The following is a 24,878-nucleotide window of genomic DNA, read 5'->3' as shown; positions in this document are numbered from 1 at the left end:
AGCCGCGGAAGGCTCACGCTCCCTGCCATACGGTGGTGATGTTGCAGAACTCGCGGATTCCGTGCCCGGAGAGCTCGCGCCCGTATCCCGACCGCTTCACCCCGCCGAACGGGAACGCCGGATGGGAGGCCGTCATCCCGTTCACGAACACACTGCCCGCCTCCAGGTCCCGTACGAACCGGTCGACCTCGGCCTCGTCCCGGGTCCAGACGTTCGAACTCAGCCCGAACGGGGAGTCGTTGGCGATCAGCAGCGCCTCCTCCAGATCGCCCGCCCGGTACACCGTGGCGACCGGCCCGAAGGCCTCCTCGCGATGGATGCGCATCTCCCGGGTGATCCCCGACAGCACGGTCGGCGGGTAGTACCAGCCCGGTCCCTCGGGCCGTTCGCCGCCGCACAGCACGGCGGCGCCGCTGCGCCGGGCGTCGTCGACCAGTTCCTCCAGATCGGCCCGCCCCTGCTCGTTCGCGAGCGGCCCGACCTCGGTGCTCTCCAGCAGCGGGTCGCCGACCTTCAGCGCCCTCATCGCCGCGGTGAAGCGCTCGGTGAACTCGTCGTGGACGTCCGCGTGCACGATGAACCGCTTGGCGGCGATGCACGACTGCCCGTTGTTCTGCACCCGGGCGGTCACCGCGACCTGCGCGGCGCGCTCGACGTCGGCGGACGGCATCACCACGAACGGGTCGCTGCCGCCCAGTTCCAGCACCGTCTTCTTGATCATCTCTCCGGAGGTGGCCGCGACCGCCCGGCCGGCCGGCTCGCTGCCGGTGAGGGTGGCCGCCTTGACCCGCTCGTCGCGCAGGATCCCGTCGACCGCGCCCGCGCCGATCAGCAGGGTCTGGAAGCAGCCCTCGGCGAAGCCCGCGCGATGGAAGAGGTCCTCCAGGTAGAGGGCGGTCTGCGGGACGTTCGAGGCGTGCTTGAGCAGGCCGACGTTGCCCGCCATCAGGGCGGGCGCCGCGAAGCGGACCACCTGCCACAGCGGGAAGTTCCACGGCATCACCGCGAGCACCGGGCCCAGCGGCCGGTAGCGGACCAGGACCCGCGAGGCGCCGGAGTCCTGCACGTCGGCGGCGGCGGGCAGCTCGTCGGCGAGCAGTTCCTCGGCGTGTTCGGCGTACCAGTGCATCGACTTGGCGCACTTGGCCGCCTCCGCGCGGGCCTGCCTGACCGGCTTGCCCATCTCGGTGGTCATCACCCGCCCGATGTCCGCCTGGTCCGCCTCCAGCAGGTCGGCTGCCCGGTGCAGCAGGCGGGCACGCTCGGCGAACGTCGACGTGCGGTACGTACGGAAGGTGGCCTCGGCGAGCTGGAGCCGCCGTTCGATCTCCTCCTCGCCCATGGCCTCGTACGTCTTCAGCGTCTCGCCGTTCGCAGGGTTCACCGTTGCGATGGGCATGACCGACCTCCCTGGGAACAGGCTGTGTCTCGACCTTCCCGCGCGCCGCGGGGGACCGCAACGCGTGCGCGTCCGCTCAGGCAACACCCGCGCCCGCGCCCGGGCCACGCGTGCGCGTCCGCCCGGGTCACGCGTGCGCCCGCGCTCAGGCCGAGTGCTCCGTCAGACGGTCGAGAAACGCGGTCTGCGCCCCGACGACCAGCTCCCGGGCCCGGTCGAGCCCGAACCATTCCACCCGGTCCAGCTCGGGGAACTCCCGGACCTGCCCCGACCGCGGCGGCCACTCCATCCGGAAGGTGCCCGGACGGACCGCCGAAGGGTCGAGGTCGGCCTCGACCGCCCAGGCCGTCACGGTCTTGCCGCCGGTCTGCCGGACCTCCCCGAGCGGGATCGCGGCGCCGTCGGGCGGCGCCAGCCCGAGCTCCTCCCGGAACTCGCGCCGGGCGGCCTCCCAGGCGGGCTCCTCGGGCCCGTACTCGCCCTTGGGGAGGGTCCACGCCCCGGCGTCCTTCCGGGCGAAGAACGGACCGCCCATATGTCCGAGCAACACCTCGACGCCATGGTCGGTGTGCCGGAACAACAGCAGTCCGGCGCTGCGCCGGCCGCGGGCGGTGCTCACGGGCGTACCTCCGGGTGCGCGGCGAGCAGCGTCGACACGGTGTCCGCCTCCTCGGGGCGCTTGTCCGGCCGGTAGCGGACCACGCGGGCGAAGCGGAGCGTGACACCGGCCGGGTAGCGGCTGGAGCGCTGGAGGCCGTCGTAGGCGATCTCCACGACGAGTTCGGGGCGTACGGTGACCACCTGGCCGTCGTCCTCGACGGCCAGCCCCGCCAGCCGCTCGGTCTGCCAGGCGAGCATCGCGTCGGTCATGCCCTTGAAGGTCTTGCCGAGCATCGCGAAGCCGCCGTCGGCCGTGCGGGCGCCCAGATGCAGGTTGGACAGCCTGCCGGTGCGCCGCCCGTGGCCCCGCTCGACGGCCAGCACCACCAGGTCCAGAGTGTGCACGGGCTTGACCTTCAGCCAGGCGGCGCCGCGCCGCCCCGCGCTGTAGGGGGCTTCCAGGGCCTTGACCACCACGCCCTCGTGGCCGCGCCGCAGCGTCGCGGCCAGGAACTCCTCCGCCTCCCGGACGTCCTCCGGAGCCTGGGAGGCCTGTGTCCGCCGCACCCGCATCGGCTCGGGAACCAGCCGGGCCAGCTCCGCGTGCCGCTCGGTCAGCGGCAGGTCGAGCAGGTCCCGGCCGTCGACGTACAGCACGTCGAAGAAGACCGGGGAGACGGGCACCGCCTCGGCGGCCGTGGCCACGTCCACCCGCGAGCCGACCCGCCCGGCGGTCTCCTGGAAGGACCGCGGCCGGCCGTCCGGGCCGAGCGCGATCACCTCCCCGTCCAGGACGAACCGCTCGCCCGCCAGCCGCCTCGCGGCCGCGGTCACTTCGGGCAGGCGGTCCGTGATGTCGTCGAGGGTGCGGGTGTGGACGCGCACGGTGTCGCCGTCCCGGTGCACCTGGACCCGGATGCCGTCCAGCTTCTCCTCCACCGCGCAGGCGCCCAGCCTGCCGATCGCGTCGGCGACCGAGGCCGCGCTGTGCGCGAGCATCGGCAGCACCGGGCGTCCGACGGTCAGCCGGAACCGGTCCAGGGCCGCGGGCCCGTCGGCGAGCAGCGCCTGTGCCACCGCCGGGAGCGAGCCGGCCAGCATCACCGCCCGCCGTACGTCCGCCGCGGGCGCCCCCGTCGCCGCCGCCAGGCCCTCGACCGCGACCGCGTCCAGCGCGCCCTGCCGTACCTCGCCGGTGATCAGGCCGAGCAGGAACCGCTGCTCGCCATCGGTGGCCGCGCCCATCAGCGCCTCGACCAGACGGGCCCGTTCGGCCTGCGAGCCGGGGCCGGACACCGCGGCGAGCTCGGTCAGCCGGGCGTCCACCTCGCGCACGGTCAGCGCCGGCCCGGCAGCCGGCGGGACCGGGCGGGACAGCACCTTCCAGCCGACGCCCAGCCGGCCCTGCGGCAGCCGCCCGGCCAGGTACGGGATGACGAGCGGCACGTCGTCCGGGTCGGCGTCCCGGAACAGCCCGGCGAGCAGCGCGGTCTTGCGGGACCGCGCCGAGGCGGCGGCGACCTCCCGGGACACCTGGGCGAGCCGGCTCAGCAGCATGCAGCCATGGTGCACCGCGGGCCCGGCGGCTACACCCGCACGCCCGCGCCGACGACGGGGGTGCTCCGCCGGGCCCGGCGGAGCCGACGACGAGCGTGCTCCGCCGGGCCTGGCGGAATTGACAAACGGCTTTGCCGAATCTGCAATACGGGGATGAGTACCGACGACGTTCTCGCGGCGGTGGGCCCCAGGCTGCGCCGGATCCGCAAGGAGCGGGAGGTGACCCTGGCCGCGCTGTCCGAGTCGACCGGCATCTCGGTCAGCACCCTCTCCCGGCTGGAGTCCGGCCTGCGCAGGCCCAGCCTCGAACTGCTGCTGCCGATCGCCCAGGCCCACCAGGTGCCGCTGGACGAACTGGTCGGTGCGCCGCCGGTCGGGGACCCGCGGGTGCGGGCGAAACCGATCATGCGGGGCGGGCGTACCCACTGGCCGCTGACCAGGCAGCCCGGCGGACTCCAGGCGTTCAAGGTGTTCGAACCGCAGCGCAGCCTCGACCCGGACCCGCGCACCCACGAGGGCTACGAGTGGCTGTACGTGCTGTCCGGGCGGCTGCGGCTGGTGCTGGGGGAGCACGACGTGGTGCTCGGCCCCGGGGAGGCGGCGGAGTTCGACACGCGGGTGCCGCACTGGTTCGGGTCGACGGGCGAGGGGCCGGTGGAGTTCCTCAGCCTGTTCGGACCGCAGGGCGAGCGGATGCACGTACGGGCGCGGCCCTCGCGCCCGTGAGCCGGGGGCGGGTCCGTCACGGCCCCGGCGGCCGGTTCCGTGACGGACGTGACTGTTCCCTGATCGGCAAGCGACCGCTTAGTATGCGATCGACCGGTCGAGGACGCAGTCCCGTGGAGGCTTCGCATGCAGGCATGGCAGGTGCACGAGAACGGCGAGCCGAGTGAGGTGATGCGGCTCCAGGACGTCGAGCGGCCCACGCCCGGCGACGGCCAGGTCCTGCTGAAGGTGCGCGCTGCGAACATCAACTTCCCGGACGCGCTGATGTGCCGCGGCCAGTACCAGGTCCGGCCCCCGATGCCGTTCACGCCGGGCGTGGAGATCTGCGGCGAGACCGAGGACGGACGCCGGGTGATCGCGAACCCCGCCCTGCCGTACGGCGGTTTCGCCGAGTACGCCGTCGCCGACACCGCCGCCCTGCTGCCCGCCCCCGAGTCGCTCGACGACGCCGAGGCCGCCGCGCTGCACATCGGCTACCAGACGGGCTGGTTCGCACTGCACCGCCGGGCCCGGCTGGAGGCGGGCGAGACGCTGCTCGTCCACGCCGCCGTGGGCGGGGTCGGCAGCGCGGCCGTCCAGCTCGGCAAGGCGGCCGGTGCCACCGTCGTCGGTGTCGTCGGCGGGGCGGACAAGGCGGCCGTCGCCCGCGAACTGGGCTGCGACGTGGTGATCGACCGGCGCACCCAGGACGTCGTCGCCGCCGTCAAGGAGGCCACCGGCGGCCGGGGCGCCGACGTGGTCTTCGACCCGGTGGGCGGCGACGCCTACACCCAGTCCACCAAGGTCGTCGCCTTCGAGGGCCGGATCGTCGTCGTCGGCTTCGCCAGCGGCACGATCCCGTCCGCCGCGTTGAACCACGCCCTGGTGAAGAACTACTCGATCCTCGGCCTGCACTGGGGCCTGTACAACACCAAGAACCCGAAGCTGGTCCAGCACTGCCACGAACAGCTCACCGAGCTGGCCGCCCGGGGCGCGATCAGGCCGCTGGTGAGCGAGCGCGTGCCGCTGGCGGAGGCCGCGGCCGCCGTCCAGCGGGTCGCCGACGGCGTCACCACCGGCCGCGTCGCCGTGCTGCCCGCTCTGGAGAACGGAGCCGCCGCATGACCGACGCAGCCGAACTGCGCAGCCTCACCCAGGAGTTGCTGACCGCGTACCCGCCCGCCACGACGGACCGCACGGACTTCCTCAAGGCCCGGTTCGACGCGGGCCTGGCCTGGGTGCACTACCCGGTGGGCCTCGGCGGACTCGGCGCCCCCCGCTCCCTCCAGGCCGTCGTGGACGCCGAACTGGAGGCCGCGGGCGCCCCCGACAACGACCCGCGGCGCATCGGCATCGGCCTCGGCATGGCCGCGCCGACGATCCTGCGCTACGGCACCGACGAGCAGAAGCAGCGCTTCCTGCGCCCGCTGTGGGTGGGCGAGGAGGTCTGGTGCCAGCTCTTCAGCGAGCCCGGCGCCGGGTCCGACCTGGCCGCCCTGGGCACCCGGGCGGTCCGGGAGGGCGACGGGGACTGGGTGGTCAACGGGCAGAAGGTGTGGACCTCCAGCGCGCACCTGGCCCGCTGGGCCATCCTGATCGCCCGCACCGACCCGGACGTGCCCAAGCACGCGGGCATCACCTACTTCCTGTGCGACATGACCGACCCCGGCGTCGAGGTCCGGCCGCTGCGCCAGATCACCGGTGAGGCCGAGTTCAACGAGGTGTTCCTCACCGACGTCCGCATCCCCGACTCGCGCCGGCTCGGCGAGGTCGGCGACGGCTGGCGGGTCGCGCAGACCACCCTGAACAACGAGCGCGTCGCGATCGGCGGGATGCGGCTGCCCCGCGAGGGCGGCATGATCGGCCCGGTCTCGAAGACCTGGCGCGAGCGCCCCGAACTGCGCACCCACGACCTGCACCAGCGTCTGCTCGGACTCTGGGTGGAGGCCGAGGTGACCCGTCTCACCGGCGAACGGCTGCGCCAGCAGCTCGTCGCGGGCCAGCCCGGCCCCGAAGGCGCGGGCATGAAGCTCGCGTTCGCCCGCCTCAACCAGCAGATCAGCGGCCTCGAGGTGGAACTGCGCGGCGAGGAGGGCCTGTTGTACGACGACTGGACCATGCGCCGCCCGGAACTGGTGGACTTCACCGGCCGTGACGCCGGCTACCGCTATCTGCGCTCCAAGGGCAACAGCATCGAGGGCGGGACCAGCGAGGTCCTGCTGAACATCGTCGCCGAGCGGGTGCTGGGACTGCCGTCCGAGCCGCGCACCGACAAGGACGTCGCCTGGAAGGACCTGGCCCGATGAGCACCACGCCGGACCTGCTGTACTCGGAGGAGGAAGAGGCGCTGCGGTCGGCGGTGCGGGACCTGCTGACCGACCGCTGCGACCCGGCCGCGGTGATCGCGCGCACCGAGTCGGACGCCCCGTACGACCTCGCCCTGTGGAAGACGCTCGCGGACGGAATGGGCCTGGCCGGACTGCTGGTTCCGGAGGCACTCGACGGCCAGGGCGCCACCCACCGCGAGGCCGCCGTCGTACTGGAGGAACTCGGGCGGGCGGTCGCTCCGGTGCCGTACCTGACGAGCGCCGTGGTCGCCACCGAGGCGCTGCTGGAGTGCGGCGCCGACGACCTGCTCGCACGGCTGGCCTCCGCCACCTCGATCGGTGCGCTGGCCGTCGGACTGCACACCGCCCCGGGCGCCGCCTTCGCGACCGTTCGGCTGGAGAACGGCGCCCTGCACGGCGAGTTGACGGGCATCGCGGACGCGGCCGTCGCCGACCTGCTGCTCGTACCCGCCGACGACGGCGGGCTGTACGCGGTGGACTCCGCCGCGGTGACCGTCACCCCGCAGGTGTCCCTCGACCTCACCCGCCCGCTCGCCACCGTGCTGCTCGACGGCGTCGCGGGCCGCCGCGTCGGCGATGCCGGACCGGCCGTGCGGCGCGCCCTGCGGGCCGGTGCCGCACTGCTCGCCTCCGAGCAACTCGGCCTGGCCGAATGGACGTTGACGGAGACGGTGCGCTACCTCAAGGAGCGCAAGCAGTTCAACCGGCCCGTCGGCGGGTTCCAGGCCCTCAAGCACCGGCTCGCCGGGCTGTGGCTGGAGACCGTCGGCCTGCGCGCCGCCGCCCGCAACGCGGCCGACGCCCTCGCCACCGGTGAGGACGCCGACGTGGCGGCCGCCGTCGCCCAGGCGTACGCGGCCCCCGTCGCCGTGCACGCCGCCGAGGAGGCCCTCCAGCTGCACGCCGGCATCGGCATGACCTGGGAGCATCCGGTCCACCTGTACCTCAAGCGGGCCAAGGCCGACTCGATCGCGTACGGCACGGCGGGCGCCCACCGATCCGCGCTGGCCGAACTCGTCGACCTGCGCGCCCCCTGACCGGCCCCGGTGAAGCCCGCCCCACCCGGACGCGAACCACTCGCCGCGTCCACCGGGGCGGGCTTCGCCGTGTGCCCGCGCGCAAGGAGTGAACGAGCGGCGGCGGTCCGGCCAACTCCTGGCATGTACAGGCCTGCCGAGGTCCGGGCCGCCGCATACTCCCTGTGGTTCGGACCCGCCCCACAGGGAGGAACGACATGGCCCCCGTCACCCGCCGCAGCGCCCTCACCGCCTTCGGTGCCACGCTCGCCACGGTGCTCGCCCCGCCCGCTGCCGACGCGTTCGCCGACGGTCGAGGGCACGGCCCCCGCCCGCTGTGGCACGCCCACGCCCACAACGACTACGAACACCCCCGCCCCCTCCTCGACGCCCTCGACCACCGCTTCGGCAGCGTCGAGGCCGACATCTACCTGGTCGGCGGCCAACTCCTCGTCGCCCACGACCCGGAGGACCTCGACCCGTCCCGCACCCTCGAATCCCTCTACCTCGACCCGCTCGCCGCCCGCGTCCGGGCCGGCCACGGCTCCGTCTACCGCGGGCACCGCGCGCCCCTGCAACTCCTGATCGACATCAAGACCGAGGGCGCGTCGACCTACCTGGAACTCGACCGCAGGCTCCGGCGGTACCGGCACCTGTTCACCACGTACGCCGGCGGCGGCCGGGTGCACCCCGGACCGGTCACCGCCGTCATCTCCGGCGACCGCGCGGCCCGGTTGCCGATGGAGGCGCAGACCGTCCGCAGGGCGTTCTACGACGGTCGGCTCGCCGACCTCGGCAGCGCCGCGCCCGCCTCCTTCATCTCGCTGATCTCCGACAACTGGACGCTCAACTTCGGCTGGCTGGGCGAAGGCGCCTTTCCCGACGTCGAGCGGCAGAGACTGAGGGACATCGTCAGCACGGCGCACGCGCACGGCCAGAAGGTGCGGTTCTGGGCCACCCCGGACCTCGCCGGACCCGCCCGCGCCGCCCTGTGGACCGAACTCCTCGCGGCCGGGGTCGACTACCTCAACACCGACGACCTGGCGGGCCTGGAGGCCTTCCTCGACTCCTATCGCCCCGCCGCGTAAAACCACTCGTTCGGCGGACAGGTCAACCGCCCGGACGGACCCTCCGCTACGCCACACTTACGGCCGAACGCCGCGAAGCGGACGTGGCGGAGGAGGTTGACGATGGCCATTTCCATCTCTGCGGTGCTGTTGCTGCTGATCCTGGCAGTGATCTTCCTGCGCCACGGCGGACTGAAGATCTCCCATGCGCTGATCTGCGCACTGTTCGGCTTCTGTCTCGCGAGCACCAGCATCGCGCCCGCGATCAGCAGCGGGATCACGGCGACGGCCGACGTCATGAGCGGCCTGCGGCCGTGATCCCGCCCGGGGTCACCCGACGGTGAAGACCCCGATCCCGTTGGCCACGGCGCGTTCCGCCCCGCCCGAGGGGTGGTTGCGCACCGAGACCCGGGTCGCGCCGGGGGCCCTGGCCACCAGCGTCGACGAGCCGCCGCCGTCCAGGCTGAACCCGTCGACCGCGCCCAGGTTCCGCAGCGCACCCGCCACCTCGGCGATCGTGAGACCGCTGCGATAGGCGGGCGCGCCGTCCAGGGCCAGGAGAATCACGCGCCGCCCACCGCCCGCGATGCCCACGGCGGTGCGCACCGCCGACGTCGCGTCGTTGAGGCCGGCCAGCGGAACCCCGCCGCGCAGGACCGGGTAGCCGCCCAGCGCGAAGCGGTAGGGAATCCGGCTGCCCGAGGCCACCAGCCGGTACCGGACCGAGACCGCCTCGCCCCGGAAGAACCTGCGCAGCTGCTGCGCGCCCGCCTCACGGCCGACGAGGACGGTCGTGCCGGGGGCGACGGCGCCGCTGCCGGGCCGGCCGGCGAGCGCGACGACCCTGCCGTGACGGAGCGTCACCTCGTAGGTGTCCGCGCTGCACGACGCGGCCCGCTCGGTGTCCGTGCCGCAGGTGGCCCGCACCCGCGAGACGCCGCCCCAGTCCGAGGTGAACGCGCCGATGGCCCCCACCGGCAGCGCGTACTGATTGAGCCCGCCGAGCGCGAGCGTGCCCGCGGGCGTGCGGACCGACCCGACGAGGCGCAGCCGGTCGAGCCGGGCGCGCCAGTCGGCGCCGACGCCGATCACCTCGGTGGCGTCGGTGCCCGGCGGCAGTCCGGGGCCGAACCGCTGCCCGTCCGGCACCGCCGCCTTGAGGGCCCGGCCGGACACGATCGTCGGTCCCACGGCGGCACCCGTCGCCCGGACACCCGGATGCTGAGTCTCGGTGATGTTGAAGAAGTCGCCGTTGACGCCCGCGACCGCGCCCTGTGCGTCGGCCAGCGCGGAGATCCTGGCCCGTCCCGCCACCGCCTTGGGCCGGAGCAGGCCGAGGCGCACCCCCCGGCGCAGGTCGACGCTCAGCACATGGGCGTGCGTCACCCCCCTGGCTCCCCGGATGTCGAACTGCCGGTACACCACACCCGGCGCGACCGCCGTGCCCTGCGCGGCACCGGCGGGTGCCGCCCCCACCACGGTCGCACCGGCCAGCGCCGTGAACGCCGTGAGAACCGTCAGTGCCGATCTGCCTCTGCCTGCCCCGAACCACGTCCGACGTAAGGTCACCTGATCCCCTGAGGTCGCGTCAACTCACTCGTACGTCGGAAAAGTTCAGCAGAACCCCTTTCGTCACGGGGTGGCCTGCGGGCTACTGCACGAGAACGAGTGAGGGAACGCCTGCCATCGGGTGAATCCCCTCGGCCTGGGTATCAGTGCCGCGGTCGGACGCCGCCGGGCGGTGCCGGATCCGTCACGTTCCGTGCGCGTTTTGCCCGTGCCGGGCGCCGGGCGCAGGCTGGTGGTATGAGCGCTCAGGACGGCCCCACGCTCATCACGTCCGTCCAGCGGGCCTTCCGCCTGCTGGAAGCGGTGAGCGGGCACGTGAACGGTGCGCCCGCCAAACAGCTGGCGCGGGAGACGGAGCTGCCCCTGGCCACCGCCTACCACCTGCTGCGGACGCTGGTGCACGACGGTTACCTGCGCAAACTCGACGACGGCGGCTTCGTCCTGGGCGACAGGATGCAGGCGCTGCACACCACCAGCCGCGAGCAGGCACTGCTGAGCCGGGTCCGGCCGGTGCTCGCCGCGCTGCGGGACGAGCTCGCGACCGCCGCCTACCTCACGTTCTACGAGGAGGGCGAGATCCGGGTCGCCGAGATCGTCGACGGCCCCCGCGCACCCCGGGTGGACCTCTGGGTGGGGTTCGAGGACGCCGGGCACGCCACCGCCCTGGGCAAGTCCGTCCTGCGGGAGCTGGACGAGGACGCCCGCCGGGACTACCTCTCCCGGCACCTGCTGGCCGACCTCACCCCGCGGACCGTCACCAGCTCCCCGGAACTGCTCCGGCGGATCGACTGCTCACCCGTCGCGCCGGCCGTCACGGACCTGGAGGAGTACGCCCTCGGCACCGTCTGCGTCGCCACGCCCGTCTACAGCGGGGACACCCTCGGCTCGCTCGGCGTCTCCATGCCGGCGGCGCGGGCCTCCCGGATCACGGAGGTCCTCGCACGGCTGATCCCGACCGCGGACCGGGTGACCCGGAGCCTGTCGCTCACTATGTGAAATCCCGGTCCTTGTGGCACCTGCCCTCGACGCCTTTACCTGGACATAACGGACATGCCGGGAGTTCCAGAGCGCACGTGAGGACAACGGACGCAAGATGACCCAGGCCCGAGGATCCACCTGTCGGCCCGCCGCGGCCCGGCCGACCGCCAAAGCCGTACTGCCCGTACTGCTCGTCGCCGTCGTGGTGTTCGCCGAGCTGATCGAAGACGGGATGATCTGGCTGCCCCTGCTCGCCGCCGGGCCCGCGCTGGCCGCCACCACCAACCGGCCGCGCGGGGTCCTCCTCGTCGGCTTCCTCGCCCTGGTGTTCGGTTCGATCCTCGGGGCCCGCGCGGACGTCCCGGACGGCGAGCTGGCGGCCGTACTGGCGGGCCTGCTGGCCGTCACCCTGGCGAGTGACCTGGCCAGCGCGCTGCGCGCACGCCGGGAGCGCGTGCTCGCGGCCGTCCGCTCGGTCGCGGAGGCCGCGCAGCACGCCCTGCTCAGGCCCGTACCGGAGACCGTCGGCCCGTTCCGGGTCGCGGTCCGCTACAGCGCCGCCGCGGCCGAGGCCCGGATCGGCGGGGACCTCTACGCGCTGATCTCCACCCCGTACGGGATCCGGATGATCGTCGGTGACGTGCGCGGCAAGGGCCTGCCCGCCGTGGGCACCGCCGCCCTGGTGCTCGGTGTCTTCCGCGAGGCCGCCCACGACGAGCCCGACCTCGTCGCCGTGGTGGACCGGATCGAGCGGAGCCTGGAGCGCAACCTGGACTGCGACGACTTCGTCACCGCCGTGGTCGCCGGATACCCGGGCGCCGGCCGCCTGGAGCTGGTCAACTGCGGCCACGCGCCGCCGCTGCTGGTCCGCGCGGGCGGTGACGTCGTACCGGTGGAGCCCGCCGATCCGGCCCCGCCGCTCGGGCTGCGCGCCCTGTCGGGACAGACTCCCGGTCTCCAGGCGCTGACCTTCGCCGACGGTGACCAGCTGCTGCTCTACACCGACGGGGTGACCGAGGCCCGGGACCGTGACCGGGCGTTCTATCCACTGGCCGAAGGGCTGGCGCGCCATGCGAGCGACGAGCCGGAGCGTACCCTGACCGCACTGCACACCGAGCTGCTGGCGCACGTGGGCGGGCGGCTGGACGACGACGCGGCGCTGCTCCTGCTCCACAAGCCGGCACACGGTACCGGTCTTCCCCTGCGGGGCCGGGTCCGACCGGCGAAGGACCGGGTCTGACCGGTGTGCCGCACAGCACCGGGCCGGCGTCGGCGGTCGCGCCGCGCGTTCGCGGGACCGGGCCGGTCGGCCGGGTGTCGTACGTGTCGTACGTGTCGTAAGTCGGTGCGCGAGAGCGCTCAGGCCGCGACGAGATCGGCCCACCGGGACACGCCGCCGGAGTGGATCCGGATGCCGTGCCGGGTTGCCAGCGCGTGCACGATCTGCTCGCCCCGGCCGTGCTCGTCCGGGTCGATCCCGTCCTGCGCCCGTCCCGTGCCATAGGCGGGACCCGCGTCCGTGACCTCGATCCGCAGGGTGTCGAGCCCCGCGTCCCGGACCCAGGTCAGGCGCAGCTGCGCCGGGGGGAGGGCGTGCACGACGGCGTTGGTGAGCAGCTCGGAGACGACCAGGAGGGCGTCCTCGACGATCTCCGGGCAGACGTCCCAGGCGGCCATGACGTCCGCGGCGCTGCGCCGTACGGCCGAGACGGCCCCGGGCACGGGCGGCAGAGGGCAGACGTGTTCGCATGTCTGCCCGAGCATCGTGTTCAGCTGTGCCGCCATCTGTACTCCTCCGGGACGAACGCTGCCGGACTCCTCCGGTGGACGCTGTCGGTCTGGCGCCGGGGTCCGGCATGGGTGCCGGGCCTCAGAGCACCGTAGGAAGCCGCACGAAGGGGGTCAATGAACACAGGTCGCCATTACCGAACGCAAGCACCGTATCCAGGGGCGAAGCCTCCATCTGTACGTGAAGCGGGCGTCTCCGGGCAGTAATAGGCTCGCCTCATGGCCGGGCCGGTCCAGTCGATCGAACGGGCGGCGGCGATCCTGCGGCTGCTCGCCGGCGGACCCCGCCGGTTGGGGCTGGGTGAGGTGGCCGCCTCGCTGGGTCTCGCGAAGGGCACCGCCCACGGCATCCTGCGCACCCTCCAGCACGTGGATTTCGTGGAGCAGGACGCGGCGACCGGGAAATACCAGCTCGGAGCGGCCCTGCTGCATCTGGGCACCAGCTACCTCGACGTGAACGAACTGCGGTCGCGCTCCATCAACTGGGCCGACGCCCTGGCCGCGCGCAGCGGGGAGTCGGTCCGTCTGGGCACCCCCCTGGAGGGCAGGGTCCTCGTCGTCCATCACGTGTTCCGGCCGGACGACACGCTCCAGAGCCTGGAGGTGGGCTCGCTGCTGCCGCTGCACGCCTCCTCCCTCGGCAAGGTGCTGCTGGCCTTCGGGGCCGCGCCGCTCGAGGAGGCCCTGGAGCCCGCTCCGGAGGCGTACACCCGGCACACCCTGGTGACCCGGGCGCAGCTCACCCGGGCGCTCGCCGACGTCCGTGAGAACGGCTGGGCCGCCGAGGTCCAGGAGATGGACATGGGCGAAGCCGGGGTCGCCATGCCGATCCGGGGGCACGGCGGGCTGGTGGTGGGGGCGATCGGGCTCTCCGGCGCGGTCGAGAGGATCTGCGACGGCCAGGGCCGCCCCCGGCCGGAGCTGGTCACCCTGCTCCGTGACGCCGCCCGGGCGATCTCCCGGGATCTGGGGGCCGCCCGCTGGTGAGCCCGCCCGCCTCCTCGGACCGTCGGAAGGCAGACCCGATCATGGTTGAACGGTATGTGATGTCCATCGACCAGGGCACCAACTCCACCCGATGCATCCTGTTCGACCATCACGGACGGCTGGTGTCGGTCGCCCAGCGTGAGCACCGGCAGCACTTCCCCCGGCCCGGCTGGGTCGAGCACGACGTCGTCGAGATCTGGCGCAATCTGCTGCGTGTCGTGCCCGAGGCCCTGTCCGCCGCGGAGGCGGGCCCGGACGAGATCGCCGCCGTCGGCATCGCCAACCAGCGCGAGACGACGGTGCTCTGGGAGCGGCGCACGGGCGCCCCGCTGGGCCGGGCGATCGTCTGGCAGGACACCCGCACCGCGCCGCTCGTCGAGGAGCTCAGGATCCGGCCCGGTGACGGCTTCTTCCTGGAACGCTGCGGACTGCCTCCGTCCACCTACTTCTCCGCGCTGCGCATCCGCTGGCTGTTCGACCATGTCAAGGGGCTGGAGGAGCGGGCCAGGGACGGCGAGGTGCTGTTCGGCACCATGGAGAGCTGGCTGATCTGGAACCTCACCGGGGGAGTGGACGGCGGGCTGCACATCACGGACGCCACCAACGCCGGCCGCACCATGCTGATGAACATCCGCTCGCTGACCTGGGACGACGAGCTGCTGGCGTTCTTCGGGGTGCCCCGCCCCATGCTGCCCGAGATCCGTTCCTCCGCCGAGAGCTACGGCGAGGCCCGCGCGGCACTGCCCGGCGTCCGGATCACCGCCGCCCTCGGCGACCAGCAGGCCGCACTGTTCGGGCAGACCTGCTTCTCCCCGGGCGAGGCGAAATGCACGTACGGCACCGGCAGTTTCCTGCTGCTCAACACCGGCACCGATCTCGTTCGCTCCCGGCACGGGCTCCTGACGACCATCGCCTACAAGGTCGGGGACGGATCCACGGTCTACGCCCTGGAGGGCTCGATAGCCGTCACCGGCGCCCTGGTCCAGTGGTTCCGCGACCGGCTGGGGCTGATCAGCAGTGCGCCGGAGATCGAGACCCTCGCGCGGACGGTCGAGGACAACGGGGGCTGCTACATCGTCCCCGCCTTCTCCGGCCTGTTCGCACCCCGCTGGCGCAGCGACGCGCGCGGGGTCATCGTCGGCCTCACCTCCTACATCACCAAAGGGCACCTGGCCCGGGCCGTCCTGGAGGCCACCGGCTGGCAGACCCGCGAGGTGGTGGACGCCATGAACGCCGACTCCTCGGTCGGCCTGCGGGAGCTCAAGGTCGACGGGGGCATGACCGCGGACAATCTGCTGATGCAGTTCGTGGCCGACGTGCTCGACGTGCCCGTGGTGCGCCCCATGGTCGCCGAGACGGTCTCCCTCGGCGCCGCCTACGCCGCCGGGCTCGCCGCGGGGTACTGGCCGGACCTGGAGGTCCTGCGGCACAACTGGCACCGGGCGGCGCAGTGGCTGCCGGCCATGGACCCGGCGCGCCGCGTGGCGGAGTACGAGAACTGGCAGCGGGCCGTCGAGCGGTCACTGGGGTGGATCAGACCACCGGGCGTCCTGTGACGGCGGGCCCGGAACCTCGCGCGGCTCTTTTCCCTTCAGGAAAACCGATGATCGGAAATGCTTTGTTCGTGATCGTGTGATGGCATTCTGATTTCGAGCTCCGGGCCGTTCCCCGTGCGGAATTCCCATCGCGCGCCGGGCGTGGCACGCCGTGGAGTATGGTCGCCTGCCTTGGCGTGCGCGGTGCCGTCCGTCGGGTCGTCGGGAAATATTTCAGCGGGGGAATCTCAGCGGGGGAATGCCGTGAACGGTACGCGGACGTCCACCGGGCCCGTCCTGGTGCTGACCGCCCTGCCCGTGGAGTACCGGGCGGTGCGCGAGCTCCTGGTCTCCGTGCGCAGGGGCCCGAGCCACCAGGGCACGGTGTTCGAGGTGGGCTGGCTCAACGGCACGCCGTGGCAGATCGTGCTGGCGCAGACCGGAGCCGGGAACCACGTCTCCGCGGTGCTCGCGAGCCGTGCCATCGAGGCCTTCGGCCCCCGCGCGCTGTTCTTCGTCGGCGTCGCGGGCGGGCTGCGGCCGGACATCGCCCTCGGCGACGTGGTCGTGGCGACCAAGGTGTACGCCTACCACGGCGGCAAGGAGACCGGCGAGGGATTCGCGGCGCGGCCCGTCTCCTGGCAGGCCCCGCACGAGCTGGAGCAACTGGCCCGCTTCGTCGGCCGCGACGGCACCTGGCCGGGGGCGCGGCCCCGGACCGGCGGCGGACACGCCCCGCCGGCCGTCCACTTCAAACCGATCGCCGCAGGCGAGGTCGTCTCCGACGCACCGCAGTCCGCGCTGCGGCGACAGCTGGACCGGCACTACCAGGACGCGGTGGCCGTCGAGATGGAGGGCGCGGGGGTGGCGCACGCGGCCCACCTCAGCAACCGGCTGCCCGCGCTGATCGTGCGTGGCATCAGCGACCGGGCCGACGGCACCAAGCAGCTCAGCGACGAGGCCGACTGGCAGAGCGCCGCCGCCCGCAACGCGGCCGCGTTCGCCCTGTGCGTCGTGCGCGAACTGGCGGCCGGGGACGAGCAGCCGGACGCGTCCCCCGGCTCCTGCGCGTCCCCCGACCCGTACGCCTTCCTCGACCCGTACGCCGCCTCCGACCCGGACGGGTTCCTCGTACCCGACGGATTCTTCGTGCCCGACGGGTACCGGGTACCGGCCGCTCCCTCGGCCTCCCTGGTCCACCGCAGCGAGTCCGCGCCGCCCCTGCCGTCCGGCGCACCGGCGCACCCGGCGCCGTCCCCCTGGCCGCCCTCACCACCACCGTCGCCCCGGCCGGGGTCGCCGTACCCGCCGACGCCGTCGGCCGCGGGGGCGGACGGGCAGCCGTGGGCCCCCGGGCAGCCGTGGACCGGCGGACGCCTCCTGGCCACCCCGGCCTGCCGCTATCTGCTGCACGACGAACTCCTCGACGAACAGCCCTCCCCGGACCACGCCCTCGTCCGGCACCAGGCGGTGGCCTGCCGGCTGGAGCCGTCCGAGGCGGGCACCGCCTCGCCCTACGTCTGGCTGCGGCACGCCGAGGTACGGCAGCCCACCCCCGACGCCCTGGAGGCGCTGGCCGCCCTCGGCCGGGAACACGACCTCCTCGGCCGGATCCACCGACGCGCCCGCGGCCTGCCGGGCCCCGGACGGTACGAGCGGATCGGCGACCGCCGGGCCGTGCTCACCCTGCCCTGGCCGCCGACCCGGTCCGGCCGCCGCTGCGGGACGCTGCACAGCGGCTGGCTCGCCGGCCGGCCCGCCCCCCTGAGCGCCGGCCGTCTGGCGCGGCTGCTCGGCGCGGTCGCGGGGCTGTGCGACACCCTGGCCGCGCTGCACCGGGCCGGCGCCACCCATCGCCGGCTCGCCCCCACGGCCGTCCTGGAGCACGACGACGGACGTCTGGTCCTGCGCGACCTCGGTCTGGCCGCCCACGCCCCGCGCCCCGGCGAAGGACCCACCCCCTACCGGGCGCCCGAACAGTGGCGCGGCGGCCACCGGCCGGGCCTCGTCGGACCGCCCGCCGACGTCTACCAACTGGCCGCCCTCACCTACCACCTGGCCACCGGCCGGCCACCGGAGCCGCAGGGAGCCCCGCCGCCGAGCTCCCGGCTGGAGCGCGCCCCCGGCAGCCTGGACCGCGCGCTGCGCGCGGCGCTGGCCGAGGACCCCGGCGAGCGTCCCGCCGCCCGCGCCCTCGGCACCGCCCTGCGCGCGGCCCGCGACGACCTGCTCGGAGACGCCTGAATGCGCCTGCGCACCGTGGACGTGCCCGGGAACCTCGTCCTGGTCCCGGGCGCCGCCCTCGAAGCCGAACTGCTGCGACGGCGCACCGACCACCTGCCCGAGGACGTCCACGACCTCGCGGCCGATCTCGGCGGCCGGGAGCGCGGCGTACCCGCGATCGTCGCCGAACCCCGACGGCCCGGCGGGGACCGCAGCCTGCTGCTGTACGGCAGGTCCTACGTCGCGCGCCTGTACCGCAGCAGGAGGGAACAGGGCGCCTACCGGGTGGCCGCCGTCCTGCCGCTCGGCTTCCGCCACCATCGCGACATCGAGCGCGGCTGCCTGCTGGTGCGGCCCGGCGGCTGGCTGGCCCGCCACCCCGACGCCGGGACCCCCGCGGGCAGCGACACCCACTGGTCCCTGCTGGAGGACGCGTGGCGACGGCTCACCGAGGAGCTGGCCGCGCGGCACGGCGCACCGGGACTCGCCGAACGGCACGCCCGCTTCCTCGACACCGTCGAGCGGGCCGTCGACACCGTCGAGGAGATCACCGCCGACCGGGCGCGCGAGACCGGCGACTTCCCCTACCGCGCCGCCCGCGCCGCGGGCGAGCGGCGGCACGGCACCCGGGCCGTCTACACCTTCGACCTGGCGGTCGACCGCCTGCCCGACGAGGGCGCCTTCGTGCAGATCAGCGGCGAACGAGACCTGCGCGGACAGGTCGTGCGCGCCCCCGCGGGCGGCACCTCGGTCACCGTGTCCTTCGACCGGGCCGTCGGCTGGGACAGCGTGCCGCGGCAGGGCGCACTCCAGCTCCCCACCGCACAGGCGGTCCACGAACGACGGCGCGAGGCGGTACGGATCCTGCGTGAGCGCCGGTCGCTCAACCCGCACCTGCTGGACGTCCTGGTGGACCACCGGGTCCGCCCCTCGGACCCGGCCCCGGACGTACTCGGCGCGACACGCGACCCCGCCCAGACGGAAGCCTTCCGCAGAGCCCTGTCGGCCGAGGACCTGATGCTCGTGCTGGGGCCGCCCGGCACCGGGAAGACCCGGGTGATCAGCGAGATCGCCCGGGCGGTCGCCGCCCGGCCGACCAGGGAGCGCGTGCTGATCGCCTCCCACAGCAACCGGGCGGTGGACAACGTCCTCGGCCGGCTCCCCAAGGACCTCGTCGTCGTCCGGGTCGGCAACGAGGCCCGGGTCACCCCCGAGGGCCGGCCCTACCTCCTGGAGGAGCAGGCGGCCGGGCTGCGGCAGGAGATCCTCGGCCGGCTGGAGACCCGGCTGGCCGCCCGGGGCGACATCGAGGCGGTCCAGGAGTGGTCCGAGACCCTGGGCCGGCTGCTGGACCGGCTCGGCACCCTGGCGGCCGAGGAGACGGCCCGGCGCGCCGCCCTCGCCGAGGCCAGGCGGGCCGCGGGCGGACCCGCCCTGACCCGGGTGGACGAACTGCTCGCCGAGCGCCGACGCCTCGACCGCGAGGAGGAGCGCAGCACCCGCAGGACCGAACGGCTCACCCGCTCGCGCGACGCGGCCCTGCGCCGCACCGGTCTGCGGCCGGTCGGCTTCGTCTTCCGGTTCCTCGCCCGGAGCCGCGCGCGCCGTCTCGCCCGCGCGGAGGCGGCGGCCGCCGCGCTCGCCGGGCGACGGGCACGCCACCGGCGGGACCTGGCCGAGGCCGAGCGCGTCCTCGACGAGGCCACCGCAGGCATCCCGGCCGTGCGCACGACACTCCGCGCGCTGGAGGAGGCCGCCGGGCGCGCCGCGGCCTGCCGCGCCGAGGCGCGCCACGCGGCCGGCCGCTGCCGGACCCTGCTCGCGGCCGCCGGGGAGCCCGCGCCCGACATGGCCGGGCCGTCGGCGGAATCCGGTGGCGCCGAACCGGAACCGGCCCTGCTGTACGACAGCCTGACGCGGCGGCTGCCGGGCCTGCTGGCCCGGCACACCCTGCTGACCGAATGGCACGACGAGGTGGCGTCGGCGACCGGGCAGCTGCACACGGAACTGATCCGCTACGCCCATGTGGTCGCCGCCACCTGCATCGGGGTGGCCTCCCGCCCCGAGCTGACCGGCCTCGGCTTCGACCTCGCCGTCATCGACGAGGCGGGCCAGATCGCCGTCCCGGACCTGCTCGTCCCGCTCGTCCGGGCCCGCCGCGCGGTACTCGTCGGGGACCACCGGCAACTGCCGCCCTACCTGGACGCCGAGGCCGGCGGCCGGGGCGGGCGCCGTACCGATCCGGACGTCACCGCCCTGCTGGCCACGAGCGCCCTGGAGATGCTGCAACCGCACCTGCCCGGCTCGGCCGTCGTGTCGCTGACGAACCAGCGCCGGATGCCGTCGGCCGTCGCCGACTTCGTCTCGGGCGCGTTCTACGAGGGCAGGCTGCGGACCCCCGGACCCGACCTGCCGCACGACTCCCTGCTGTTCCGTGCCCCGATGGTGTTCGTCGACACCTCGCGGCTGCCGGACGGCCGACGCTTCGAACAGGACGCGGGCGACCCGTCGGGCGGAGCGCGCACGGGATACGTCAACCCGGCCGAGGCCCATCTGCTCACCCTGCTCGCCGCCCACTACGCCGCCCGGGGCGAGGAGTGGGCGGTGATCGTGCCGTACGCCGCCCAGGCCGCGCTGATCGGCACGGCCCTGACCCGGCGGACCGGCCGGGCGGAACACGTCGGGCAGAACCTCGGCACGGTCGACTCGTTCCAGGGCGGCGAACGGGACGTGATCCTCTACGGCTTCACCCGCAGCAACCCCGCCGGCCGGGTGGGGTTCCTGGACGAACTGCGCCGGGCGAACGTCGCGTTCACGCGGGCCCGCCGCCAGCTCGTGCTGGTGGGAGACCTGTCCACGTTGGCCCGGGCCCGGGACCCGGGCTTTCGCGACCTCGTCCGCGCGCTGCGCGAGCACGTCGCCGCCCGCGGCGAGCTGCGGTCGTACGACGAGCTCCGCGCGCTGCTGGACGGTATCGGGACGGAGGGCGGCGGCCGGTGAGCGCGGGGACCCTGCAGGCGCCGTGTCCGCCGTACCTGGCGCTGGAGAACGCCGCGTACACCCTGGGCGTGCGGCCCACCGGCATCCACGCGGTGCTGCTGCCCGTGTGGTGCGTGCAGGTGCGGGCGACGGTCACCGAGGCGCAGCCCTACGACCTGATCGACCGCTTCGTCGAGCGCGGCATCGCCGAGGCAGGGCTCGCCACCGCCGGAGAGCTGGCCTCCTTCCTCGCGCTCGACCCCGCCCTGGTGGCCCAGGTCCTGGCCTTCCTGACCGCGATCGGCCATGTCACCGAGGACGCGGGCCGGCTCGGGCTCACCGCGCTCGGCCATCGGTCGGTGCAGGACGGCAAGCGCTACACGGTCAGGCACGACGACCGGCGCAGCCTGTACTTCGACGGGTTCCGCTCCGGTCCGCTGACCACCGCCCACTACCGCAACGACACCGTCGTCCGCGTCCCGCACGACGGCACGGCGCCCGGGTGGCACCGCGGCAGCCGTCCGCACCGGCTGATGGCGCACCCGTTCCGCGACGAGGCCGTGCGGGAACTGGCGGACGCCCCCGGACGGGAGGGCTTCAACCTGCCCGCGGGCATCGACGACCTCGAACGCGTGGGCGAGCCGGAGTGCCTGCACCTGCCCGCGTACGTCGTCCGCGCGGCCGAGGACGACGGACGGACCCGCCATCTGGTGTACACCCGGGCCCACGACGGCGAGCACGACGTCCTCCTCTCGGCCGCGTGCGAACAGACGCCGGAGTGCGTGCACGCCCTGCGGAACGAGGAAGTGGCCGTCGCCCGGTCGGTCGAGCAGCGGATCACGGGCTGGCTCAGCGATCAGGGCCTCGGGCAGTACCCGCCGGTACGGGACCCGCAGGGGGCCTGGCGCGTCACGCTGCCGCGCGACCGGGTCGGGGCGGGCGGCCCGGTCGGGCTGCACCGGATCGGCGGGTTCGTCGTGCTGGGCGGCTCGTTCTTCCGGTTCTGGTGCGAGGACCGGGACACCAGGGCCTGGGCCCTCGTCGAACGCCTCGACCGGCGGTTCGGCGCCCGGCTGCGCCACGATCCCGTCGGTCTGCGCGCCCGGGTCGACTCCCTCTGCCGGCAGCTGGAGCTGGGGCAGGTGGACCTGGAGGCGTTGCGCCGGGCCGCGGTCGCCAAGGGCAAGCACGGGCTCGCCGAACGGCTGCGCGCGGCCGGGCTTGCGGAGCCGACAACAGGCGATCGGAAATAGGTCATGAATGAACAGACAATGATGGCGAGCGTGCTCGAAAAGGCGAAATATATTTTCGGATGATCGCTAATTAAGAGTGGTCGCTTTATCTGTCGGGGAAAGAGGGGATTCCGGCCAAAAGCGTGGCCCGGTGACACTAATCTCTTCGTGCAGGACGCCACCGAAGGGATGTCGTTCCGGCAGTCGTCGGAATGCGGGGAATTTCGGGGGCTTCGGAATGTGTGGGGGAGCCAAGCGTGACGTATACAACGGGGGCGGTCGGGCGTGCGTGCGCACGCGCCTCGACGACGAAGGAGCACCCCCTCCTCGCGGTGCGCGCAAGGGCGTACCGCCTCGCCGCCGTGGCGCTCGCCGCGGCCGCGCTGCCCGCCGCGGCACTCCCGGCGGCGGCGCTCCCCGGCACCGCGCCGACGGTCCTCGGCACGGACGCCGCGGGACACGGCCGGCCCGCCGCCGTGGCCCCGGCCGCGACGGGCGCCGCCGACGACCCCGTCGACTACGCCGTCGCGGTCGACGAGTCGGCGAGCCTGGGGGCCGGGGAACTCGACCGGGAGAAGGACGCGGTGGCGGCGATCGCCGTCAGCGACCCCTCGCCCCGGTCGAGGATGGTGGTGTTCGGCTTCGCCGACGCCAGGACCGCCACCCAGTCACCCGTCGACGAGGTCTGCCCGATGCGGCAGCTGGACACCGTCGGCCGGGAACAGATCGCCGAGTGCGCGGGACAGCTGCGCGAGCGCACCCCCCAGGGCGGCTCCGGCACCGACTTCATCTCCGCCGTCCGCCAGGGCGTCACCCGGCTGAAGGAGGCACCGGACTCCGAGCGGCCCCGGGTGCTGTTCCTCCTCACCGACGGCTACCTCGACGTCAAGGACAGCTACCGCTACCGGGGCCTCGACGACCGCACCCGGGACGAGCAGGCGAACGAGGACCTCACCCGCGCCCTGCGGGAGGCCGCCGACGCCAAGGTGCAGATCCGGCCGCTCGGCTTCGGCAGGGCCGTCGACCGCAAGCGCCTCGACGAGATGGCCGCCGGCGGCTACCGCAACGGCTGCCGCGACCTGCCGCAGACCAGGCCGCAGGCGGAGGTCGTCGACGCGGAGAACCTCGGCAGGGCCCTGGAGACCGCGTTCGCCGCCGCCCGCTGCCTCTACCGGGACCCGGGCTCGCGGACCAGGCCCCCCGGCGACCTCAGCGTGCGCGTCTCCCCGCTGGCCACCGAAGGCACCATCGTCGTCTCCAAGGGCGACCCCCTGGTCACCGCCACGTACTACGACCCCGAGGGCCACAAGGTCACCGACTCCGGTGACGGCGCCGGGGACGGGGAGTCGTCCTTCGAGTTCACCGGGCGCGGCAAGCCGGTCGAGTCCCTGCGCATCACCCGGCCCCTCGCCGGGACCTGGCGGGTGCACCTCGACGCACCCGCCGGACACCGCGACGGCACCGCCAGCATCAGCGTCCTCTGGCAGGGCGCGGTCCGCTCCGACATCCGGCTGGAGAAGCCCTCCCCGAGCGCCGGAGAACGCACCCGCGTGGAGGTCGAGGTCCTCACCAGGGCCGGCGTCAAACTGGACGAGCGGGACCTGCACGGGATCACCGTCTCCGGACAGCTGACCGGCAAGGGGTTCACGCAGAAGGTCCCCATCACCCTCACCGACGACGGCCGCGGCCAGGACGAGCACGGCCTCGACGGCGTCTTCTCCGGGACCGTCACCGTGCCCCGCGACGCCACCGGCGACCTGCTCTTCTCCAGCACCGTCGAATCCGTGGGCCTGCGGCCCGACACCCGCTCCTACCCCACCGGCATCGCCCCGCTGAACGCGAAGTTCGGCGCCGTCCTCGACATCCCCGCCGCCACCGTCCACCCCGGCGGCCGGGTCACGGGCACGCTCAAGGTCAGCAACAAGGACACGGCGGCACACACCGTGCGGCTCGCCGTCGCCGACGCCGAGGGCACCGGCCTGAGCGTCGACCCCGCCGAGGTACCCGTCGAACCGGGCGCCGCCCGCACGCTCGACGTCACCGTGCGGGTGGCCGACGCCGACGGGCTCGGCGCGCCGGTCGACGACGACGGCACCGCCCTGGGCGGCAAGGTCACCGCCGCCGACGGCACCCGGGTCCTCGACGACGCACCGCTCAGCATCACCGTCACCGCCGTACCCAGCCTCCCCCGGCGCATCTGGGACGCCTGGTGGCAGCTCATCGTCCCCGGGGCGTTCGTCCTCGTCGCCGTCGTCGCCGGGCTGCTCTCCCGCCGTCGCGTCAAGCGCCTGCGGCTCGCCCCGGGCGGACTCCTCCTGGAACTCCTGGACGCCGACGGCACCCCCGTGTGCAGCCGCAAGGCCAAGACGGGCCGGGGCAACCGGTACGAGTTCGACCTCGTCGACGCCGCCACCGACAACCCCCGGATCGAACGCCGCGACCGTGGTACCTACGCGGTCCGGCGCGACCTCGCCGGGGGAGTGGTGCTGCGGGCCGGCGGCCAGGGCGAGCGGACCCTGCGCCTCGGCGAACAACTGGCGCTCACCGGCACCCTCTCGCTGCGGATCGCCGACGGCCGGGGCCGCCGCCCCGTCACCGGCCGTCGCGGCGGCCCGTCCGCCGCGGGCCGGTCACGCACGCCCGGCCGCCCCACCGCCAGGGCAGGCGCCTCCGCCGCGACGGACCACACCGGCTCGTACACGGCGAGCGCACCGGAGCAGGAGCACCCCGACATCTGAGGGACCGCCCTGGACCACCGCGGCAGCCCCGCACATCCCACCGGGCGGGCGGCACCCCGAGCCGCCGCCCGCCCCCACCGGACCGCGCGTCCACGACCGCGGTCCCCCCACCCGTACTCGACCACCAGCGACCGGAACGCCCCGCGTCCCGGCGGAG

General features: G+C 74.2%; 19 protein-coding genes. 14 read left to right on the top strand and 5 right to left on the bottom strand.

Annotation, left to right across the window (positions count from 1 at the left end; genetic code table 11):
• Positions 1-13: 13 nt before the first annotated feature.
• The 3 genes from ACZ7OY_RS32290 to ACZ7OY_RS32280 all read right to left on the bottom strand — a co-directional run bounded on the left by ACZ7OY_RS32290 (position 14) and on the right by ACZ7OY_RS32280 (position 3,556).
• Complete coding sequence (locus ACZ7OY_RS32290) at positions 14-1,399, bottom strand: NADP-dependent succinic semialdehyde dehydrogenase (RefSeq protein WP_471914725.1); 1,386 nt, start codon at positions 1,397-1,399, stop codon at positions 14-16.
• A gap of 145 nt (positions 1,400-1,544) precedes the next feature.
• The gene (locus ACZ7OY_RS32285) at positions 1,545-2,018 is read right to left on the bottom strand and encodes an NUDIX hydrolase (RefSeq protein WP_471914724.1); all 474 of its coding nucleotides are present in this window, start codon (positions 2,016-2,018) and stop codon (positions 1,545-1,547) included.
• Positions 2,015-3,556, bottom strand: a complete 1,542-nt coding sequence (locus ACZ7OY_RS32280; RefSeq protein ID WP_471914723.1) for an ATP-dependent DNA ligase — start codon at positions 3,554-3,556, stop codon at positions 2,015-2,017. The genes ACZ7OY_RS32285 and ACZ7OY_RS32280 overlap by 4 nt, the downstream gene beginning before the upstream one ends.
• Positions 3,557-3,709: 153 nt before the next feature.
• Between ACZ7OY_RS32280 and ACZ7OY_RS32275 the strand changes: the two genes are divergently transcribed.
• The 6 genes from ACZ7OY_RS32275 to ACZ7OY_RS32250 all read left to right on the top strand — a co-directional run bounded on the left by ACZ7OY_RS32275 (position 3,710) and on the right by ACZ7OY_RS32250 (position 9,010).
• The gene (locus ACZ7OY_RS32275; protein ID WP_385529671.1) at positions 3,710-4,282 is read left to right on the top strand and encodes a helix-turn-helix domain-containing protein; all 573 of its coding nucleotides are present in this window, start codon (positions 3,710-3,712) and stop codon (positions 4,280-4,282) included.
• A gap of 126 nt (positions 4,283-4,408) precedes the next feature.
• Complete coding sequence (locus tag ACZ7OY_RS32270) at positions 4,409-5,386, top strand: NADPH:quinone oxidoreductase family protein (RefSeq protein ID WP_471914722.1); 978 nt, start codon at positions 4,409-4,411, stop codon at positions 5,384-5,386.
• Positions 5,383-6,567 (top strand): acyl-CoA dehydrogenase family protein, encoded by a 1,185-nt coding sequence (locus ACZ7OY_RS32265; protein ID WP_384730172.1) that lies wholly within the window; start codon positions 5,383-5,385, stop codon positions 6,565-6,567. The genes ACZ7OY_RS32270 and ACZ7OY_RS32265 overlap by 4 nt, the downstream gene beginning before the upstream one ends.
• The gene (locus ACZ7OY_RS32260; RefSeq protein WP_471914721.1) at positions 6,564-7,646 is read left to right on the top strand and encodes an acyl-CoA dehydrogenase family protein; all 1,083 of its coding nucleotides are present in this window, start codon (positions 6,564-6,566) and stop codon (positions 7,644-7,646) included. The genes ACZ7OY_RS32265 and ACZ7OY_RS32260 overlap by 4 nt, the downstream gene beginning before the upstream one ends.
• A 197-nt stretch (positions 7,647-7,843) precedes the next feature.
• Positions 7,844-8,713 carry a phosphatidylinositol-specific phospholipase C/glycerophosphodiester phosphodiesterase family protein gene (locus ACZ7OY_RS32255; RefSeq protein ID WP_471914720.1) on the top strand — a complete coding sequence of 290 codons (870 nt, stop codon included), beginning with the start codon at positions 7,844-7,846 and terminating at the stop codon, positions 8,711-8,713.
• A 102-nt stretch (positions 8,714-8,815) separates the two neighbouring features.
• Entirely contained in the window at positions 8,816-9,010 is a 195-nt protein-coding gene (locus tag ACZ7OY_RS32250) for a hypothetical protein (protein WP_351600431.1), read from the top strand.
• A gap of 12 nt (positions 9,011-9,022) precedes the next feature.
• On the opposite strand, the gene ACZ7OY_RS32245 is transcribed toward ACZ7OY_RS32250, so the two are convergent.
• Entirely contained in the window at positions 9,023-10,261 is a 1,239-nt protein-coding gene (locus ACZ7OY_RS32245; RefSeq protein WP_471914719.1) for a phosphodiester glycosidase family protein, read from the bottom strand.
• A gap of 237 nt (positions 10,262-10,498) precedes the next feature.
• Between ACZ7OY_RS32245 and ACZ7OY_RS32240 the strand changes: the two genes are divergently transcribed.
• Both ACZ7OY_RS32240 and ACZ7OY_RS32235 read left to right on the top strand, forming a co-directional pair.
• On the top strand, positions 10,499-11,257 hold the full coding sequence (locus ACZ7OY_RS32240; protein WP_471914718.1) for an IclR family transcriptional regulator: 759 nt from the start codon (positions 10,499-10,501) through the stop codon (positions 11,255-11,257).
• A gap of 97 nt (positions 11,258-11,354) precedes the next feature.
• Positions 11,355-12,479 (top strand): PP2C family protein-serine/threonine phosphatase, encoded by a 1,125-nt coding sequence (locus ACZ7OY_RS32235; RefSeq protein ID WP_471914717.1) that lies wholly within the window; start codon positions 11,355-11,357, stop codon positions 12,477-12,479.
• Positions 12,480-12,598: 119 nt separating this feature from the next.
• Here the strand turns inward: ACZ7OY_RS32235 and ACZ7OY_RS32230 are convergent, their stop codons facing one another.
• Positions 12,599-13,024 carry an ATP-binding protein gene (locus ACZ7OY_RS32230; RefSeq protein WP_471914716.1) on the bottom strand — a complete coding sequence of 142 codons (426 nt, stop codon included), beginning with the start codon at positions 13,022-13,024 and terminating at the stop codon, positions 12,599-12,601.
• A gap of 222 nt (positions 13,025-13,246) precedes the next feature.
• Here ACZ7OY_RS32230 and ACZ7OY_RS32225 point away from each other — a divergent pair, with 222 nt between their 5' ends.
• The 6 genes from ACZ7OY_RS32225 to ACZ7OY_RS32200 all read left to right on the top strand — a co-directional run bounded on the left by ACZ7OY_RS32225 (position 13,247) and on the right by ACZ7OY_RS32200 (position 24,721).
• Positions 13,247-14,014 carry an IclR family transcriptional regulator gene (locus ACZ7OY_RS32225; RefSeq protein ID WP_471914715.1) on the top strand — a complete coding sequence of 256 codons (768 nt, stop codon included), beginning with the start codon at positions 13,247-13,249 and terminating at the stop codon, positions 14,012-14,014.
• A gap of 41 nt (positions 14,015-14,055) precedes the next feature.
• Entirely contained in the window at positions 14,056-15,570 is a 1,515-nt protein-coding gene (gene glpK, locus ACZ7OY_RS32220; protein WP_471914714.1) for a glycerol kinase GlpK, read from the top strand.
• Between the two features lie 243 nt (positions 15,571-15,813).
• Positions 15,814-17,793: a phosphorylase family protein gene (locus ACZ7OY_RS32215; RefSeq protein WP_471914713.1), complete on the top strand. Its 1,980-nt coding sequence runs from the start codon at positions 15,814-15,816 to the stop codon at positions 17,791-17,793.
• A complete protein-coding gene (locus tag ACZ7OY_RS32210; protein WP_471914712.1) occupies positions 17,794-20,772 on the top strand; it encodes a DEAD/DEAH box helicase in 2,979 nt (992 codons plus the stop codon).
• Positions 20,769-22,004, top strand: coding sequence for a hypothetical protein (locus ACZ7OY_RS32205; RefSeq protein WP_471914711.1), 1,236 nt, complete (start codon positions 20,769-20,771; stop codon positions 22,002-22,004). Before ACZ7OY_RS32210 ends, ACZ7OY_RS32205 begins: the two co-directional genes overlap by 4 nt.
• 236 nt (positions 22,005-22,240) lie before the next feature.
• Positions 22,241-24,721 carry a VWA domain-containing protein gene (locus tag ACZ7OY_RS32200; RefSeq protein ID WP_471914710.1) on the top strand — a complete coding sequence of 827 codons (2,481 nt, stop codon included), beginning with the start codon at positions 22,241-22,243 and terminating at the stop codon, positions 24,719-24,721.
• The last annotated feature ends 157 nt before the right edge of the window (positions 24,722-24,878 follow it).

The sequence above is a fragment of the Streptomyces sp. NPDC107559 genome (assembly GCF_055657365.1).
Note: the sequence above shows the minus strand (reverse complement) of the source record. Positions and strands in the feature narration are given on the sequence as shown.

Bases quoted from the DNA above. Each gene is read 5' to 3' on its own strand.
- ACZ7OY_RS32210 (WP_471914712.1), top strand. From the start codon at position 17,794: ATGCGCCTGCGCACCGTGGACGTGCCCGGGAACCTCGTCCTGGTCCCG.
- ACZ7OY_RS32265 (WP_384730172.1), top strand. From the start codon at position 5,383: ATGACCGACGCAGCCGAACTGCGCAGCCTCACCCAGGAGTTGCTGACC.
- ACZ7OY_RS32290 (WP_471914725.1), bottom strand. From the start codon at position 1,399: ATGCCCATCGCAACGGTGAACCCTGCGAACGGCGAGACGCTGAAGACG.
- glpK (WP_471914714.1), top strand. From the start codon at position 14,056: ATGGTTGAACGGTATGTGATGTCCATCGACCAGGGCACCAACTCCACC.
- ACZ7OY_RS32240 (WP_471914718.1), top strand. From the start codon at position 10,499: ATGAGCGCTCAGGACGGCCCCACGCTCATCACGTCCGTCCAGCGGGCC.
- ACZ7OY_RS32270 (WP_471914722.1), top strand. From the start codon at position 4,409: ATGCAGGCATGGCAGGTGCACGAGAACGGCGAGCCGAGTGAGGTGATG.
- ACZ7OY_RS32255 (WP_471914720.1), top strand. From the start codon at position 7,844: ATGGCCCCCGTCACCCGCCGCAGCGCCCTCACCGCCTTCGGTGCCACG.
- ACZ7OY_RS32225 (WP_471914715.1), top strand. From the start codon at position 13,247: ATGGCCGGGCCGGTCCAGTCGATCGAACGGGCGGCGGCGATCCTGCGG.
- ACZ7OY_RS32280 (WP_471914723.1), bottom strand. From the start codon at position 3,556: ATGCTGCTGAGCCGGCTCGCCCAGGTGTCCCGGGAGGTCGCCGCCGCC.
- ACZ7OY_RS32275 (WP_385529671.1), top strand. From the start codon at position 3,710: ATGAGTACCGACGACGTTCTCGCGGCGGTGGGCCCCAGGCTGCGCCGG.
- ACZ7OY_RS32235 (WP_471914717.1), top strand. From the start codon at position 11,355: ATGACCCAGGCCCGAGGATCCACCTGTCGGCCCGCCGCGGCCCGGCCG.
- ACZ7OY_RS32260 (WP_471914721.1), top strand. From the start codon at position 6,564: ATGAGCACCACGCCGGACCTGCTGTACTCGGAGGAGGAAGAGGCGCTG.
- ACZ7OY_RS32230 (WP_471914716.1), bottom strand. From the start codon at position 13,024: ATGGCGGCACAGCTGAACACGATGCTCGGGCAGACATGCGAACACGTC.
- ACZ7OY_RS32250 (WP_351600431.1), top strand. From the start codon at position 8,816: ATGGCCATTTCCATCTCTGCGGTGCTGTTGCTGCTGATCCTGGCAGTG.